The sequence below is a fragment of the Allorhizobium sp. NPDC080224 genome (genome assembly GCF_050281005.1).
In the GTDB taxonomy this organism is placed as follows: domain Bacteria; phylum Pseudomonadota; class Alphaproteobacteria; order Rhizobiales; family Rhizobiaceae; genus Allorhizobium.
Window position 1 is genome coordinate 1,869,195 of record NZ_JBNNWJ010000001.1, and the last position, 14,645, is coordinate 1,883,839.

At 62.0% G+C, this 14,645-nt stretch carries 14 protein-coding genes and 1 tRNA gene; 14 read left to right on the plus strand and 1 reads right to left on the minus strand.

All coding sequences use genetic code 11. From position 1 onward, the window contains the following. Positions 1 to 173 precede the first annotated feature (173 nt). The 9 genes from ACQKP1_RS09380 (at position 174) to ACQKP1_RS09420 (ending at position 9,433) form a co-directional block, all read left to right on the plus strand. The gene (locus ACQKP1_RS09380) at positions 174 to 1,559 is read left to right on the plus strand and encodes a sirohydrochlorin chelatase (RefSeq protein WP_427275035.1); all 1,386 of its coding nucleotides are present in this window, start codon (positions 174 to 176) and stop codon (positions 1,557 to 1,559) included. Next, complete coding sequence (locus tag ACQKP1_RS09385) at positions 1,559 to 2,677, plus strand: hypothetical protein (protein ID WP_427275036.1); 1,119 nt, start codon at positions 1,559 to 1,561, stop codon at positions 2,675 to 2,677. The genes ACQKP1_RS09380 and ACQKP1_RS09385 overlap by 1 nt, the downstream gene beginning before the upstream one ends. Next, complete coding sequence (locus ACQKP1_RS09390) at positions 2,674 to 3,318, plus strand: precorrin-8X methylmutase (RefSeq protein ID WP_203015775.1); 645 nt, start codon at positions 2,674 to 2,676, stop codon at positions 3,316 to 3,318. Before ACQKP1_RS09385 ends, ACQKP1_RS09390 begins: the two co-directional genes overlap by 4 nt. Next, a complete protein-coding gene (gene cbiE / locus ACQKP1_RS09395) occupies positions 3,311 to 4,552 on the plus strand; it encodes a precorrin-6y C5,15-methyltransferase (decarboxylating) subunit CbiE (RefSeq protein ID WP_203015777.1) in 1,242 nt (413 codons plus the stop codon). The genes ACQKP1_RS09390 and cbiE overlap by 8 nt, the downstream gene beginning before the upstream one ends. Next, the gene (gene cobI, locus ACQKP1_RS09400) at positions 4,549 to 5,286 is read left to right on the plus strand and encodes a precorrin-2 C(20)-methyltransferase (protein ID WP_427275037.1); all 738 of its coding nucleotides are present in this window, start codon (positions 4,549 to 4,551) and stop codon (positions 5,284 to 5,286) included. The genes cbiE and cobI overlap by 4 nt, the downstream gene beginning before the upstream one ends. Further along, complete coding sequence (cobJ, locus tag ACQKP1_RS09405; protein WP_203015797.1) at positions 5,286 to 7,127, plus strand: precorrin-3B C(17)-methyltransferase; 1,842 nt, start codon at positions 5,286 to 5,288, stop codon at positions 7,125 to 7,127. Before cobI ends, cobJ begins: the two co-directional genes overlap by 1 nt. Beyond that, entirely contained in the window at positions 7,124 to 7,900 is a 777-nt protein-coding gene (cobM, locus tag ACQKP1_RS09410; RefSeq protein ID WP_427275038.1) for a precorrin-4 C(11)-methyltransferase, read from the plus strand. The genes cobJ and cobM overlap by 4 nt, the downstream gene beginning before the upstream one ends. Continuing rightward, positions 7,893 to 8,348, plus strand: a complete 456-nt coding sequence (locus tag ACQKP1_RS09415; RefSeq protein WP_427275039.1) for a hypothetical protein — start codon at positions 7,893 to 7,895, stop codon at positions 8,346 to 8,348. The genes cobM and ACQKP1_RS09415 overlap by 8 nt, the downstream gene beginning before the upstream one ends. A 119-nt stretch (positions 8,349 to 8,467) precedes the next feature. Then, positions 8,468 to 9,433: a nucleoside hydrolase gene (locus ACQKP1_RS09420; protein WP_427275040.1), complete on the plus strand. Its 966-nt coding sequence runs from the start codon at positions 8,468 to 8,470 to the stop codon at positions 9,431 to 9,433. Positions 9,434 to 9,517: 84 nt separating this feature from the next. On the opposite strand, the gene ACQKP1_RS09425 is transcribed toward ACQKP1_RS09420, so the two are convergent. Then, entirely contained in the window at positions 9,518 to 9,664 is a 147-nt protein-coding gene (locus ACQKP1_RS09425) for a DUF1127 domain-containing protein (protein ID WP_006728511.1), read from the minus strand. A gap of 572 nt (positions 9,665 to 10,236) precedes the next feature. On the opposite strand from ACQKP1_RS09425, the gene ACQKP1_RS09430 reads away from it, so the two are divergent. The 5 genes from ACQKP1_RS09430 (at position 10,237) to ACQKP1_RS09450 (ending at position 14,643) form a co-directional block, all read left to right on the plus strand. Beyond that, positions 10,237 to 11,346: a DUF2157 domain-containing protein gene (locus ACQKP1_RS09430; protein WP_427275041.1), complete on the plus strand. Its 1,110-nt coding sequence runs from the start codon at positions 10,237 to 10,239 to the stop codon at positions 11,344 to 11,346. Next, positions 11,343 to 11,918: a GDYXXLXY domain-containing protein gene (locus ACQKP1_RS09435; RefSeq protein ID WP_427275042.1), complete on the plus strand. Its 576-nt coding sequence runs from the start codon at positions 11,343 to 11,345 to the stop codon at positions 11,916 to 11,918. The genes ACQKP1_RS09430 and ACQKP1_RS09435 overlap by 4 nt, the downstream gene beginning before the upstream one ends. Before the next feature lie 149 nt (positions 11,919 to 12,067). Continuing rightward, positions 12,068 to 12,152, plus strand: a tRNA-Leu gene (locus ACQKP1_RS09440). A gap of 184 nt (positions 12,153 to 12,336) precedes the next feature. After that, positions 12,337 to 13,815 carry a trigger factor gene (gene tig, locus ACQKP1_RS09445; protein ID WP_203015810.1) on the plus strand — a complete coding sequence of 493 codons (1,479 nt, stop codon included), beginning with the start codon at positions 12,337 to 12,339 and terminating at the stop codon, positions 13,813 to 13,815. 78 nt (positions 13,816 to 13,893) lie between these two features. Then, positions 13,894 to 14,643 carry an MBL fold metallo-hydrolase gene (locus tag ACQKP1_RS09450; protein ID WP_427275043.1) on the plus strand — a complete coding sequence of 250 codons (750 nt, stop codon included), beginning with the start codon at positions 13,894 to 13,896 and terminating at the stop codon, positions 14,641 to 14,643. The last annotated feature ends 2 nt before the right edge of the window (positions 14,644 to 14,645 follow it).

Here is a 14,645-nt window from a genome sequence, read left to right on the forward strand (position 1 = left end):
TCGTGGTAATGTGCGACGGCGCCTGTTCGACAGGCTGGAAATAGTCCGGTGCGGCCGACCCAATCAGGGGGCCAATTCCGGAGCTGTCCCAAAGGCCATGGACCACGCCTGAAGAGGTGGATGGTTCGGCGCTTCGTACAGGCAGAAAAAACGAAGCAGGGAGGCCTTTGTCTATGGCGGAAAAACTCGGAATCATGGTCTGTGGCCACGGCAGCCGTAACCAGAATGCGGCGAAGGAATTCGCCGTGATCGCGGAGGCGCTGCGCGCCCGCAATCCCGACATGCCGGTCGAGTACGGCTATCTTGAGTTCTGCAACCCGGTGATTTCGGCCGGTCTCGACAGCCTGCGTGAACAGGGTGTGACCCGCGTGCTGGCCGTTCCCGGCATGCTGTTTGCCGCCGGCCACGCCAAGAACGACATTCCCTCGGTGCTCAACACATACCAGGCGCAAAACCCCGGCATGGTGGTCAATTACGGCCGCGAACTCGGCATCGACTTGAAGATGATCCGTGCTGCCGGAGACCGCATCCGGACGGCCGTCGACGAGGCGAACGAGACATTAGGTTTTGTCGACAAGCACGAGACGCTGCTGATGGTCGTCGGTCGCGGCTCGTCTGATCCTGATGCCAATTCCAATGCCACCAAGGTCATGCGCATGCTCTGGGAAGGCATGGGCTTCGGCTGGGGGGAGACCTGTTACTCCGGCGTCACCTTCCCACTGGTCGAGCCGGGCCTGACCCATGCCGCCAAGCTTGGCTACAAGCGCATCGTCGTGTTCCCGTATTTCCTTTTCACCGGCGTGCTGGTGAAGCGCATCTACAGCTACACCGACGAGGTGGCAGCGCGACATCCCGAGATCCAGTTCGTCAAGGCGAGTTACCTCAATGATCACCCGCTGGTTCTGGATGCCTTCCAGGATCGCGTTCGGGAAATCCTCGAAGGCGCGGCTGTCATGAATTGCCAGATGTGCAAGTACCGCGAACAGGTGCTCGGCTTCGAAGCCGATGTCGGTCAGCGCCAGGAGAGCCACCATCACCATGTCGAGGGTATCGGCGGCGGGCTCGAAAACTGTCCTTGCAAGGGAGATTGTGATGCCTCCTGCCGCGATCAGGATTTCTGTCGCGAGCATGGCCTTCCCTGGACGCCGCTGCACAGCCACGCCGAGCCGGCACCGCTGAAACCCGTGCCGGTGGCTGAGGCCTTCGACTATGCAGCGTCCTTCACCCTCGGCGGCAAATACGCAGCTCTCAAGGACAAGACGCCGGACCCCGAGCTGCAGGCCGTGATGGACGCCCCGTCCTCGGGCAAGGCGGCGCATCACGAACATGGACCGAACTGTGGCTGTGGCCACCACGACCATGATCATGATCACGCCCATGCGCACGACCATGGGCACCATCACCACCAGGATGACCATGGTCACGGCCACCATCATCATGGTCATGATCACGCGCATGACCATGGCCATGCGCAGGGCCACGACCACCATCACCACCACGCGCCTTATCCGCATGCGGACCATCCGCTGGGGCCAAAGTCGATGCAGAAGAAAAAGTAATGCCGCTCTTCGATCGCATCCTGATCGTCGACTGGTCCGGTGCCGGGCAACCGGTCACCGGCAAGAACTCGCTCTGGGCGTGCCTCGCCCGGCGCGATGGCGATGGGCATGCGATCGAATGGAACGAGAACTTCTCCACGCGTCACGCCTTCATGCAGCGGCTTGATGCGGTGGTCGCAGCAGCAGTCGCTGAAGGCCAACGGCTTCTCTGCGGCTTCGACTTCGCCTTCGGTTATCCGGCGGGTACTGCCGAGCGGTTGACGGGGGTGCCACACTGGCGTGCCCTCTGGCGCAAGATCGCCGATGAAATCGAGGATGCGCCTGACAACCGCAACAACCGCTTCGATCTCGCCTCGCGCTGGAACGCAACGCATTTTGCCGGTGAGCCTCGGTTTTGGGGACGCCCGCACCAGCATGCCTATGCCGATCTCTCCGACAAGAAGCCGCCGGCGCCGACAAAGGCACCGCTTGCCTTTCGCAGATCTGAGCAGTTCGCCAAGGGGGCTAAGTCCGTCTGGCAACTGACCTATAATGGCTCCGTCGGTAGCCAGACACTGCTCGGGATCGCACGGCTGTCGCGCTTCCTCGACGAAAGCAGCTACGCTGAACACGTCGCCGTCTGGCCGTTCGAAACCGGCTTTGCCACGGCTTTCGAAAAGCCCGCCGTCTTCGCGGAAATCTACCCCTCGCTCTTCACGCTGGCCTCTCAGGACGAGGTGAAGGATCAGGCGCAGGTCCGCACCGTCGCCGAGGCCTTTCTACGCTTCGATGCGGACGGGCGGCTTGCTAGGCTGCTGGATCGTCCGCCGATGCTGACCGAAGAAGAGGTGTCAACGTCTATTGCCGAGGAGGGCTGGGTGCTCGGGATCGGGCATCGGGAGCTGGAGATCGCGGGTGGGGATACCCCCCTCTGGCCTGCCGGCCATCTCTCCCACAAGGGGGGGGAGCGGACTGCGGTGGCCGCCGATATCGCCGCTGATATCGATAGTCTATCCGCAACCGCCGGGGCTGCCTTGGGCGACCATGTAGCTGTGGCCGAGGCCGCCACACGGCACCACCCACTCTCCCCCCTTGTGGGGGAGATGTCGCGCAGCGACAGAGGGGGGTATCCCCGATGACGTCGCCCCTCGACTACATCCGCGACCCCGCCGAAATCTACCGCCAGTCCTTCGCCACCATCCGCGCGGAAGCCGCACTCGATCGTTTCCCCACGGTCCTCCAGCCACTGGTGATCCGCCTCATCCACGCCTGCGGCATGGTCGATCTCGCCGATGATATCAGATGGTCGGCCGGTGCCTTCGAGGCCGGTGCCGCAGCGCTTGAAAAGGGGGCTCCAGTTCTTGTCGATGTCGAGATGGTCCGCCACGGCGTGATCCGCCGGCTGCTTCCGGCCGAAAACGAGATCCTATGCCTGTTGAATGACGAGCGCGTGCGGCCCAAGGCCGAGGAGATTGGCAATACCCGCTCCGCTGCCCAGGTTGATCTCTGGGACGAACATCTCGGAGGGGCAGTGGTCGCGATCGGCAACGCGCCGACGGCGCTCTTCCGTCTTCTGGAGCGCATCGATGCGGGCGCGCCCAAGCCGGCAATCATCCTCGGTTTGCCCGTCGGCTTCGTTGGTGCCGCTGAAAGCAAGGACGAACTGATCGCCGATTCCAGAGGCATCCCTTACATTGCCGTGCGTGGTCGCCGTGGCGGTTCGGCCATGGCCTCGGCAGCAGTCAACGCCTTGGCGGGAGGGCTCGGCACCAATGTCTGACGCGCAGCACACCCCTTGGCTCACCATCATCGGCATCGGAGACAACGGGCTTGAAAGCCTCACCCCCGAGGCGCAGGCGGTCGTCTGGCAGGCGGAAACGCTTGTTATTGGCGAACGGCTCGATGCCGTCATCGATGGATCGAACCTGCCGGATCTGAAGCGAATCCTGACCTGGGGCGCCGGTTTCCGCGAGACGCTTACGGAAATCCTTAAACTGCGTGGTACGCCCGTTACGATACTGGCCACCGGCGACCCCATGCATTTCGGCATTGGCGCGACACTCCGGCGATATGTGGCGGCAGACGAAATGTTCGTCCTGCCGAGCCCGTCCGCCTTTTCTCTCGCCGCTGCCCGGCTCGGCTGGCCGCTGCAATCGGTGACGCAGATCTCGCTGCATGGCCGCCCGCTCGCCTTCCTCAATCGCCACGTCATGCCGCGCGCACGCATCTTGGCGCTGACCTCCGATGCTTCCACCGCGCAGGCCGCTGCCGTGCTTCTGGCGGAGCGCGGCTTTGGCGCTTCCGTGCTGCAGGTGCTCGAACATATGGGCGGGACGAAAGAGCGTATCTTGCGGATGACGGCGCTGGAAATGGCCGAGACATGCCCCGTCATCTCGGATTTCAACACGCTGGCTATCGATTGTGCCTGGGATGGGCCGCTTCTGGCTCCTGTGCCGGGCCTGCCCGATGACGCCTTCCGTCATGATGGACAGCTGACCAAACGCGAGATCCGCGCGGCGACGCTTGCACAGCTCGCGCCTTTTCCGAATGCCCGTCTCTGGGATGTCGGCGCCGGCTGCGGTTCGATTGCGATTGAATGGATGCGCTCTGGCATGGGCACCAGGGCAATCGCGATCGAGGCGAAACCCGAGAGGCTGGCGATGATCCGCGAGAATGCCGAAATCCTCGGCGTGCCTGACCTCGATGTGGTCGAAGGCGAGGCGCCAGCGGTGCTGTCGGGCTTGAAGACCCCGGACGTGATCTTCATCGGCGGCGGCATCAGCGGCGAGGGGCTGTTCGAGGCCTGCTGGGAAGCGCTTGCCCCCGGCGGACGGCTGGTCGCAAATGCCGTGACGATAGAAGGCGAGGCGCGTCTCGTCGATCTCCGCAGCCGCCATGGTGGCGAACTCGCCCGCATCCAGGTGGCACGCGCTGCCCCGGTTGGCCGCTACTGCGGCTGGAAGTCGCTGATGCCGGTGACGATGTGGACGGTTGTAAAGGGAGAGGCTGAATGACCGGGAAACTCTATGGCCTCGGGCTCGGGCCCGGCGATCCGGAACTGCTGACCTTGAAGGCGCATCGCATCCTGACGCAGTGCCCGGTCGTCGCCTATCCCGCGCCCGAGACCGGCCCAAGCTTTGCCCGCCAGATCGCGGCTCCCTACCTGACGGCTGCCCAGCTGGAAGTGCCGATCATCGTGCCGATGCGGGTCGAGCGCTTCCCAGCTCAGGACATCTACACCAAGGCTGCCGAGACGCTGTCGCATCATCTGGACGCCGGATCGGATGTCGCTGTCCTTTGCGAGGGCGATCCCTTCTTCTACGGCTCCTTCATGTATCTGTTCGAGCGGCTCGCGGATCGTTACCCGACCGAGGTCGTGCCCGGTGTCTCCTCGATGACGGCAGCGGCCGCCGGCCTGGGCCGACCGCTCGCTGCCCGCAACGATGTGCTGACCGTCCTGCCGGGACCGCTCTCGGATCAAGAGCTCGCCGCCCGTATCGAGGCGTCGGGTGCTGTCGCCATCATCAAGCTCGGCCGGCATTTCGCGCGTATCCGCACGCTGATCGAAAGCCTCGGGCTGACCGCCCAGGCGGGATATGCGGAACGCGTCAGCCTTGCCGAACAGAAGCTGACGCCGCTTGCCGACGTGGCAGAAGAGACCGCCCCCTATTTCTCGATGATCCTCATCTACAAGGGTGAGGAGCGCTGGCATCCGGCACTCGCCAAGACGCTGGGAAGCGGGATCTGATGACTGACATCTCCGCATCACCCGCCACACCCGCCGTCGTCATCCTGAGTGCATCAGCCGCGTCCCTTGGCCGCCGCATCGCGGAGCAGATCGGGGGGGAATTGCATGCCGCCGCCGCCCGCGTCGCGGAGGCGGATGTGCGGTTTACCTCTGCGAAGAATCATATCCAGGCGCTGTTTGCCGCCGGCCGGCCGATCGTTGCCGTCATGGCCTCTGGCGCTTTGATCCGGCTGCTCGCCCCTGTGCTGTCAGACAAAAACTCGGAACCGCCGGTGCTCGCGGTGGCGGAAGATGGCTCCTCCGTCGTGCCTTTGCTCGGTGGTCACCACGGCGCCAACGATCTCGCGCGGAAAACTGCCGACCCCCTCGGCGCTCACGCCGCCATCACCACGGCTGGCGATCTCAGGTTCGGGTTAGCGCTCGATCAGCCTCCTCAAAGCTATGTGCTTGCCAATCAGCAGAATGCCAAGGCCGTCATGGCGGAGCTTGTGGCAGGGGCGGGCGTGCGGCTCGGGGGGGCATCCGCCGCCTGGCTCACCCAATCAAGACTTCCATTTGAACAAGAGGCCCGCGTGACGCTCTCCGTGACCGACCAACATAAGACCGCAGGCGAGCTGGAACTCGTCTATCACCCGAAGACGCTGGTGCTCGGTATGGGCTGTGAGCGGCATGCAAAGCCGGAAGAAGCGATCGCACTCGCCGAGGAAGCGCTCGCCAACGGTGGTTTCGCCCCTGCAAGCATCGCTGCCGTCTGCTCGATCGACCTGAAGGCCGACGAAACGGCAATCCACACCGTGGCCGCCCATTTCGGAGTGCCGGCCCGGTTCTTCAGCGCAGCCACGCTCGAAGCCGAGGCGCCTCGCCTGAAGAACCCGTCCGAGGTCGTCTTTGCCGAAGTCGGCTGCCATGGCGTAGCGGAAGGGGCAGCGCTTGCGGCTGTCGGCGCGTCCGGCAACCTCGTTGTCGAGAAGATCAAGTCCAAGGGCGCCACAGCCGCGATTGCGAGGGCCGCTGATATCATCGACCCGAAGACGGTAGGCCGTGCCCGCGGCACGCTTTTCGTCGTCGGCATCGGTCCGGGTTCGGAGGGCTGGCGCTCGCCCGAGGTCTCGCGCATGGTTGCGGCCTCAACGGATCTCGTCGGTTACTCGCTCTATCTCGACCTGCTCGGGCCTCTGGCGGACGGCAAGACCCGCCACGATTTCGATCTCGGCAAGGAAGAGGCGCGCGTCGTGCATGCCATGGAACTGGCCGGGCAGGGTAAGACCGTGGCGCTGGTCTGCTCGGGTGACGCCGGCATCTATGCCATGGCAACGCTGGTGTTCGAGCTCTTCGACAAGGGGGGAATCACCGATGCCGCAAGCCGGATCGAAGTGCAGGTTTCGCCCGGCATTTCCGCACTCCAGGCCGCCGCTGCCCGCATCGGCGCGCCGCTCGGCCATGACTTCTGCACCATCTCGCTCTCGGACCTTCTGACCCCCTGGGAGCATATCCAGCGCCGGGTAAAGGCGGCAGGCGAGGGCGATTTTGTCATCGCCTTCTACAATCCCGTCTCGATGAAGCGCCGCACGCAGCTCGCCTATGCCCGCGATGAATTGTTGAAGTATCGCCCGGCCACGACCCCCGTCATCCTCGCCACCAATCTCGGCCGCGAGGGCGAGAACGTCCGCACTGTGCCGCTTGGAGAATTGAACGTCGACGACGTCGACATGCTGACCGTCGTGGTGGTCGGCTCCTCGGAAAGCCGGACGGTGACGACGGGCGACGGCAAGACCTGGGTCTACACGCCACGCGGATATTCCGGGAAGGCAGACACTGGCATGAAGGGAAGTGAAGCATGACCGTCTATTTCATCGGCGCCGGGCCCGGAGCCCCCGATCTAATCACCGTGCGTGGCCTGCGCCTCATCGAGCGCTGCCCGGTCTGCCTTTATGCCGGCTCGCTGGTGCCGGAGGAGATCGTCGAGGCAGCACCAGAGGGTGCTCTCGTCAAGGATACTGCGCCAATGCATCTCGACGAGATCGTCGCCGATATGGTCGCCGCTCATGAACGCGGAGAGGATGTCGCGCGCGTACATTCCGGCGATCCCTCGATCTACGGCGCGATCGCTGAACAGATGCGCAGGCTCGATACGCTCGGCATTCCCTATGACGTCGTGCCGGGTGTGCCGGCCTTTGCCGCGACCGCAGCACGGCTGAAGACCGAACTGACGCTGCCGGAGATCGCCCAGACGGTCATCGTCACCCGCACCGAGATGAAGGCATCCTCGATGCCGGAATTCGAGACGCTGGAGATTTTGGGCAAGTCGCGGGCGACGCTTGCGATCCACCTGTCGATCCGCAATCTCACCCATATTCGCGATACCCTGACTCCCTACTACGGCGAAGATTGCCCTGTCGTCATCGCCTATCGCTCCACCTGGCCGGACGAACTCTTCATCCGCACGACCCTGAAGGACATGGCGGAAGAGGTGCGCAAGGCGAAGATCACGCGGACCGCACTGGTGCTGGTCGGAAAGGTCTTCGGTCATGTCGAGTTCCGCGACAGCGATCTCTACAATTCTGATTTCAGTCATGTGCTGCGCAATGTCGGGAAGAAGAAGGCTCGTGGCTGAAGCAGTGCGTGGGCGTCACGTAAGTTCGCCCATCGGCCGATATGCCGTCTTTCTCGCCGCATTCCTCGCCGGCTGTTTTGTCACAGTGGCCACGGCATTCGTCTATCTCTTGGTCAACATGTCGCAAGGGCCGCTCAGGGAGTTCAGGAGCTATCTCGGCTACAACGTGATCGACAGCGGCACGGCTTGGCAGTGGACCTTCAACATCATGTTGTGGGCGCTACCGGCGCTTCCGCTCTGCCGCTTGATTCTGGGAGCAATGAGCGGCGTGCGGCCGGCATGGTGGCGGATCGGTGTTGGCTACATGGCCCTCGGGCTTGTCACTTACGGCTTTGGCCAGCTTGCCTATGCCACCAACATCGATCGCCTCCTGCTGCGCATTGCCGGTTTGTTGGTCATCCTCACAGCTGGCTATTGGTTCACCTGCCGTTGGATCGTCAGGCCGTGACGTCCGAAAGCTCCGCGCGCAAGTCTGATGGGCAATTTCGCTGAAGAGCCGCCTTCAAAGCTTTCTTGTTCCCTGGGATTGCGGTATCAAACACGCCTCTCAGACAGGACGTCACATTCATGCATAAAGTCATCTTCGATACGGATCCTGGCGTCGACGACGCCATGGCGCTCCTCTTCCTGCACCATCATCCCGACATCGATCTCCTCGGCATCACCACGGTCTTCGGCAATGCCGAGATCGATGTGACCACCCGCAACGCGCTTTATCTGAAGCGTGAGTGGAAGATCGATTCACCTGTGTCGCGCGGCGCCGGTGAGACCTTCATTCCACATCGCGTGAGCCATGCGCCGCCGAAATTCATCCATGGCGATGATGGCCTCGGCAATATCGGCGTGCCCGAGGTGACGGATGTCCATCCCGATCCGCGCCCCGCCCATCGCTTCATCGTCGAAACGGTCCGCGCCAATCCGGGCGAGGTGACCATCGTTGCCGTCGGCCGCATGACGAACCTCGCCAATGCGCTGAAGGAAGACCCCGAGATCGTCGATCTTGTGAAGGAGATCGTCATCATGGGCGGCGCCTTCGACGTCAACGGCAACGTGACGCCGGCCGCCGAAGCCAATATCCATGGCGATCCGGAGGCTGCTGATGTTGTGATGACGGCAAAGTGGCCGGTTGTCGTGGTCGGCCTCGACGTCACCATGCAGACGGTGATGACGCGTTCGCAGCTGGCTGACATCCGAGACGCCGCCGGCTCCAGCCGCGCACGTCTGCTCTTCGACCTGTCGCAGTTCTACATCGATTTCTACGAGGGCCTCGTCGACGACGGCATGGTCGTGCACGACAGCTGCGCTTGCGTTTATGTCGTGGCGCCCGAACTCTTCAAGACCCGCAGCGGCGTCATCCGCGTCGTCTGCGGCGGCATTGCCGATGGTCAGACGATTCAGAAGCCGGATGGCCGTGGATTCGGTCCCTCCGACTGGGATGGCGACCTGCCGAGCCAGAAGATCTGCACCGAGATCGACGCACCGGCGGTTCTGAAGCTCATTCACGATGTTATCGTGTCTGTCCGCGAGGACTGACCGATATCCAGACAAAGAAAAACCCCGGATCTGGGAGGAGATCCGGGGTTTTTCTATTCTGTATCCGACCGAGGTCGGGACCAATCAGCCGTTGACGGCGTGACGGGCAACGCGACGGATGTCTTCGCGGCCAATGCCGAGGTCACGCAGTTCGCGGTCCGACATGCGGCCGAGTTCGGTGATGGTCTGACGATACTTGCGCCAATTGTTGAGCGAGCGAGCGATGTTCATGGGGTCTACCTCTTTGGTGGTTTGGACCCGTCTGTGGGCCCCTTCGAATTTGTTGATGTGAATATATGCTGCGATGCGAAATCATTGAAGACATAATGCGGCAGAGCACCCATGCGTCTTACGCATATCAACCGATTTAACCCATTGTTAACCGATGATTTTTTGTGCGTTTGCCTCAGATCCCATCGTGCATTGTATTTGGGCAGGTCATACGGCAGGCCGCAGTACAAGGCAGTCAGAAGTGGGGAGAAGACAAAAAAATAACGCTCACCGGGGGAGGAGGTCCGGTGAGCGTCATTTTTGCAGACCAACGACTGGGAGGAGGAGTGTCGTTGGCCAATCGATCCCGCTCTGGGAGGAGGAGTGAGCGGGTCGAAGAAGAAGCGCCAGAAGTTCCGTCGCTCTGTTGAGAATGAATATAGGCGACACGTACGACTTTGTGCAGTGCAAAAAGAGCATGGAAGGCATGCGGTTCTTGCATGGGCGGCTGGCTTTAATGCTCTCTGTGCCTTGCTGCTTGTTTTTCTGCCTGTGTCGTTTCAGATTGCCTTCGAATTCAAGGGGGCAGGCAGATGTACAGAGGCAGGTTGAAGCGCGACCTCGACGACTGGGTCAAGCGGGGGCTGATCGACGGCGCCACGGCCACGAGGCTGATCGATGACGTGGATCGCCGCGGCTCGGGCTTCAGCATCGGGTCGATCCTGTCGATGTTCGCAGCTGTCCTGATCGCGGCATCTCTGCTGATGTTGATCGCGGCCAACTGGGAACTGATTCCCCGGCTGACCAAGGTCGTCGGCATCATCGGTCTGATCTGGATCTTTCATCTGGTGGCGCTGCTTGCGAAAAGCCGCGGCGCCGACCGCATTGCCGCCGCCTCTCTCGTTTTGGGCTCTGCAGCTTTCGGTGGGGCGATTGCGCTGATCGGCCAGCTGTATCACCTTTCGGGCGATACCTTCTCGGCGATGTTCCTGTGGTTTTCGGTGGCCGCCGTTTCTGCGGCCCTCTTGCGGTCAGGCGCTCTGGCTGTCGTGACCGGTATGCTCGCGCTCGTCACTTTCGGCGGCGGTTTCGACAGTTTCGGTTGGGATGTCGGCAGCCACGGCCTCTGGGCCTGGTGGCCGCCATTCGGGGCAGCCTTGGTCTTTGGCCTGTCGCGCTGGACGGGCGCGGACCGCGCCAAACATCTCGGCTACATGCTTCTCCTCGCCTGGATCTGGTGGATGGCCATCCTGGATCGGGGCGAGCTCTACGCCCTCGTCGTGGCTCTTGTCGCGACACTCGCCTTCCTGGCGCTAACGTTGCCGCGTTCGCCTCTGGCTGACCTGCATCGCAGGCTCGGTGCGTCCGCAAGCTTCTACACGCTAGCGATGGCGCTGAGCGGCTACGCCTATGTGCAGGGAAGCGCCGTGGATGCGGTGTCGATCGCGGTGCTCGGCATTGTCATTCTCGGGCTCTCGATTGCCGCCATCGCCCTGGATGGTCGCGACAATGGCGCGGTGCGTTTCCTCGCCTATGGGGCATTCGCAGCGGAGATCCTCTACCTGTCCTATGAGACGATCGATAGCATCCTCGGCACATCCGCCTTCTTCCTGCTCTCCGGTCTCGTGGTGGCTGTGCTCGCCTTCGTGGTCGTTCGCCTCGAGAAGCGCTTTTCTCGTCCTGCCGCAGAGGTGAAGTCATGATCGCTGCCAAACCCTTTGCCGCTGTTGCGCTGTTCATCGCTCTCCTCCAGACGGCGATACTCGGCTACATGATCGAGGGCCGGGCCGGCATCTTGAGGTCGGGAACGGAAGTTCTCTTGAGAACGGCACCTGTCGATCCGCGTGATCTGCTGCGCGGCGACTACGTGGTGCTGACCTATGATATTTCTTTGGTGTCCATCGACTTGATCACTGGTCCGAGGCCTGAAACCGGGGAGGTGGCCCGACTCCATGTCCGCTTGAAGCCCGGAACGGACGGCTTCTGGAGTGTCGCTGAAGCTTCATTTGATCCGCTTTCTCCGGAGGATGGCAGTGTGGTTCTGCGGTCCCAGCCCGTCACGATCTATGAATGGGTGTGGCAGAATACCGGAAACCTGACGGTCTCTTATGGGATCGAGCGCTATTACGTGCCGGAAGGCGAGGGCAAGCCGATCGAGGACGGCCGGAACCAGGGACGTGTTTCTGTCGCGGTTCGTGTTTCAGACCAGGGCCAGGCACAGATTCGTGCCCTTATGCTCGACGGCGAACCCCTCTACGAAGAGCCGCTCTACTGAACGGGGCCATTCGCCTGCTGAAATGCCTGTGAAGCAGGCCGCGAGCGCCCTGCAACACTGTCATTTTTCCTTTGCGTGGGGGAAAACGGGTGTTATAGAGACGCGCGCTCCGGAGGGGCCATGCGCGAATGCGACATGCGCTTTTGGACGCGGGTATGGTGAAATTGGTAGACACGCCAGATTTAGGTTCTGGTGCCGCAAGGCGTGGGAGTTCAAGTCTCTCTACCCGCACCAGCTAAGCCGCGCGGGATCGACGAGAGAACACCGAGGTGTGGCTCCTGTCAGTCCGGCGCCGTTTTGCTTGGCAGATTGTTGACGAATTGCGACGCAGCCACGTCCGGGAAAATCAATTCCGGCGTCGTGCTCAGGGAAAACACCGGCTGTCCGAGCACGGCCGCCACGACATGAAGGTAAGAACATGCAGGTTATCGAAACGCTCGCTGAAGGGCTGAAGCGCGAAATCAAGGTCGTCATTCCGGCCAAGGACATGGAACAGCGCATGAACGAGCGTCTGGCCGAGGTGAAGGACAAGGTCCGCATCAACGGCTTCCGCCCGGGCAAGGTGCCGACCTCCCATGTCAAGAAGATGTACGGCAAGTCGATCATGGCTGAACTCGTCAACGAGATCATCCGCGACAAGCCGTCGGCGATCCTCTCGGAGCGCGGCGAAAAGTCGGCGACCCAGCCGGAAATCGTCATGACCGAGGACGAGAAGGAAGCGGAAAAGATCCTGTCGGCCCAGGCTGACCTCGAGTTCACGCTCTCCTACGAAATCATCCCGGCGATCGAACTGAAGTCGGTCGACGGCATCAAGGTGACCCGCGAAGTCGTGGAAGTCTCCGAAGACGAGATCAACGAGCAGATCGAAAAGATCGCCGAGAGCGCCCGCACCTTTGAAGCCAAGAAGGGCAAGGCTGCTGACGGCGACCGCGTCACCATGGATTACCTCGGCAAGGTCGACGGCGTTCCCTTCGACGGTGGCAAGGACGAAGACGCAGAACTGGTCATCGGTTCGAACCGCTTCATCCCCGGCTTCGAAGAGCAGCTGGTCGGCCTGAAGGCTGGCGACGAAAAGGTCATCACCGTGACCTTCCCGGCTGAATACCCGGCAGCCAACCTCGCCGGCAAGGAAGCCACCTTCGACATCACCGTCAAGGAAGTCGCAAGCCCGGCCAAGACCGAAATCAATGACGAACTGGCCACCAAGCTTGGCGTCGAATCGGTTGAGAAGCTGAAGGAAATCGTTCGCGGCCAGATCGAAAGCCAGTACGGCAACGTCACCCGCCAGAAGGTCAAGCGTCAGATCCTCGACCAGCTCGACGCTCTCTACAAGTTCGAGTCGCCCTCGAAGCTCGTCGATGCCGAGTTCGAAAACATCTGGCGCCAGATCAACACCGATCTCGCCCAGTCCGGCAAGACCTTCGCTGATGAAGACACGACGGAAGAAGCAGCCCGCGAAGAATACCGCGCGCTTGCCGAGCGTCGCGTCCGCCTCGGCCTCGTTCTCTCCGAAATCGGCGAAAAGGCCGGCATCGAAGTGACCGAAGAAGAAATGCAGCGTTCGCTCTTCGCACAGCTGCAGCAGTTCCCGGGCCAGGAAAAGCAGATCCTCGACTTCTTCCGCAACACGCCGGGTGCTTCCGCTTCGCTGCGCGCGCCGATCTTCGAAGAGAAGGTCATCGACAAGCTGCTCGCCGAAGTCTCCGTCACCGACAAGACCGTGAGCAAGGACGAACTGCTCGCTGACGACGCCGAAGAAGGCGACAAGCCGGCGAAGAAGGCCGCTCCGAAGAAGAAGGCTGCTGCCAAGGCTGAAGACGCTGCAGAAGGCGAAGAAGCCGCACCGAAGAAGAAGGCTGCTCCGAAGAAGAAGGCCGCCGAAGGCGACGCCGAGTAATCTCGGGCTTCCGGTTGAATTTCAGAGAAAGCCGTCCTTCGGGGCGGCTTTTTCGTGTTCGAGGGATGGAGAAAGAGCATGCAGATCAGGCTTATCAGGAGTGCGACGCTCGTCGTCGAAATGGCCGATGTCCGGCTGCTCATCGATCCCTGGCTTGCGGCCAAGGGCGAAGGGCGTAGCTATTCCGGCCGCGCTACCTCGCCGCTCGTCGATTTGCCTCTGTCGGTCGACGAACTGCTGCATGGCATCGATGCGGTCCTGGTTTCGCATCTGCATTCCGACCATTTTGACGATGCGGCACAGCGGGCCTTGCCGAAATCCATGCCGATTCTCTGTCACGGTCGCGACCAGGCGGCGATTGCGAAGATGGGCTTCGAAGACGTCCGAGCGATCGGGCAGGGGCTGACGCTTGGTTCGGTTCGGATCCGGACGACGGATGGCAAACATGGCCCGCCGGAGGTGCTGGACGACATGGGTGAGGTCTCGGGCTTCCTCATCGAGGCGCCCGGTGAGCCGAGGCTCTATTGGGCGGGCGACACGATCCTGTGCCCGGAGGTGAAGGCCATCCTGGCGGATGAACGACCCGATGTCGTCGTGGTCCACGGCTGTAGCGCGCTCTGGAAGGGCAAGGGGCCATTGGTCATGGATGGTCCAATGGTCCTCGAGACGGTCAGGCTGTCAGGTCATGCAAAGGTTGTTGTCACCCATCTCGATGCGGTCGATCATGCGACGGTCTCGCGCGCCGATTTAAGGCAAATGGCTGCTACCGCCTCAATAGATCAGAGCCGATTGCTGGTGCCCGAAGACGGCGGAATTTTGAGCTTCTAGGC

Coding starts and splice junctions, on each gene's coding strand:
- ACQKP1_RS09380 (WP_427275035.1), top strand. CDS start 174: ATGGCGGAAAAACTCGGAATCATGGTCTGTGGCCACGGCAGCCGTAAC.
- ACQKP1_RS09385 (WP_427275036.1), top strand. CDS start 1,559: ATGCCGCTCTTCGATCGCATCCTGATCGTCGACTGGTCCGGTGCCGGG.
- ACQKP1_RS09390 (WP_203015775.1), top strand. CDS start 2,674: ATGACGTCGCCCCTCGACTACATCCGCGACCCCGCCGAAATCTACCGC.
- cbiE (WP_203015777.1), top strand. CDS start 3,311: ATGTCTGACGCGCAGCACACCCCTTGGCTCACCATCATCGGCATCGGA.
- cobI (WP_427275037.1), top strand. CDS start 4,549: ATGACCGGGAAACTCTATGGCCTCGGGCTCGGGCCCGGCGATCCGGAA.
- cobJ (WP_203015797.1), top strand. CDS start 5,286: ATGACTGACATCTCCGCATCACCCGCCACACCCGCCGTCGTCATCCTG.
- cobM (WP_427275038.1), top strand. CDS start 7,124: ATGACCGTCTATTTCATCGGCGCCGGGCCCGGAGCCCCCGATCTAATC.
- ACQKP1_RS09420 (WP_427275040.1), top strand. CDS start 8,468: ATGCATAAAGTCATCTTCGATACGGATCCTGGCGTCGACGACGCCATG.
- ACQKP1_RS09425 (WP_006728511.1), bottom strand. CDS start 9,664: ATGAACATCGCTCGCTCGCTCAACAATTGGCGCAAGTATCGTCAGACC.
- ACQKP1_RS09430 (WP_427275041.1), top strand. CDS start 10,237: ATGTACAGAGGCAGGTTGAAGCGCGACCTCGACGACTGGGTCAAGCGG.
- ACQKP1_RS09435 (WP_427275042.1), top strand. CDS start 11,343: ATGATCGCTGCCAAACCCTTTGCCGCTGTTGCGCTGTTCATCGCTCTC.
- tig (WP_203015810.1), top strand. CDS start 12,337: ATGCAGGTTATCGAAACGCTCGCTGAAGGGCTGAAGCGCGAAATCAAG.
- ACQKP1_RS09450 (WP_427275043.1), top strand. CDS start 13,894: ATGCAGATCAGGCTTATCAGGAGTGCGACGCTCGTCGTCGAAATGGCC.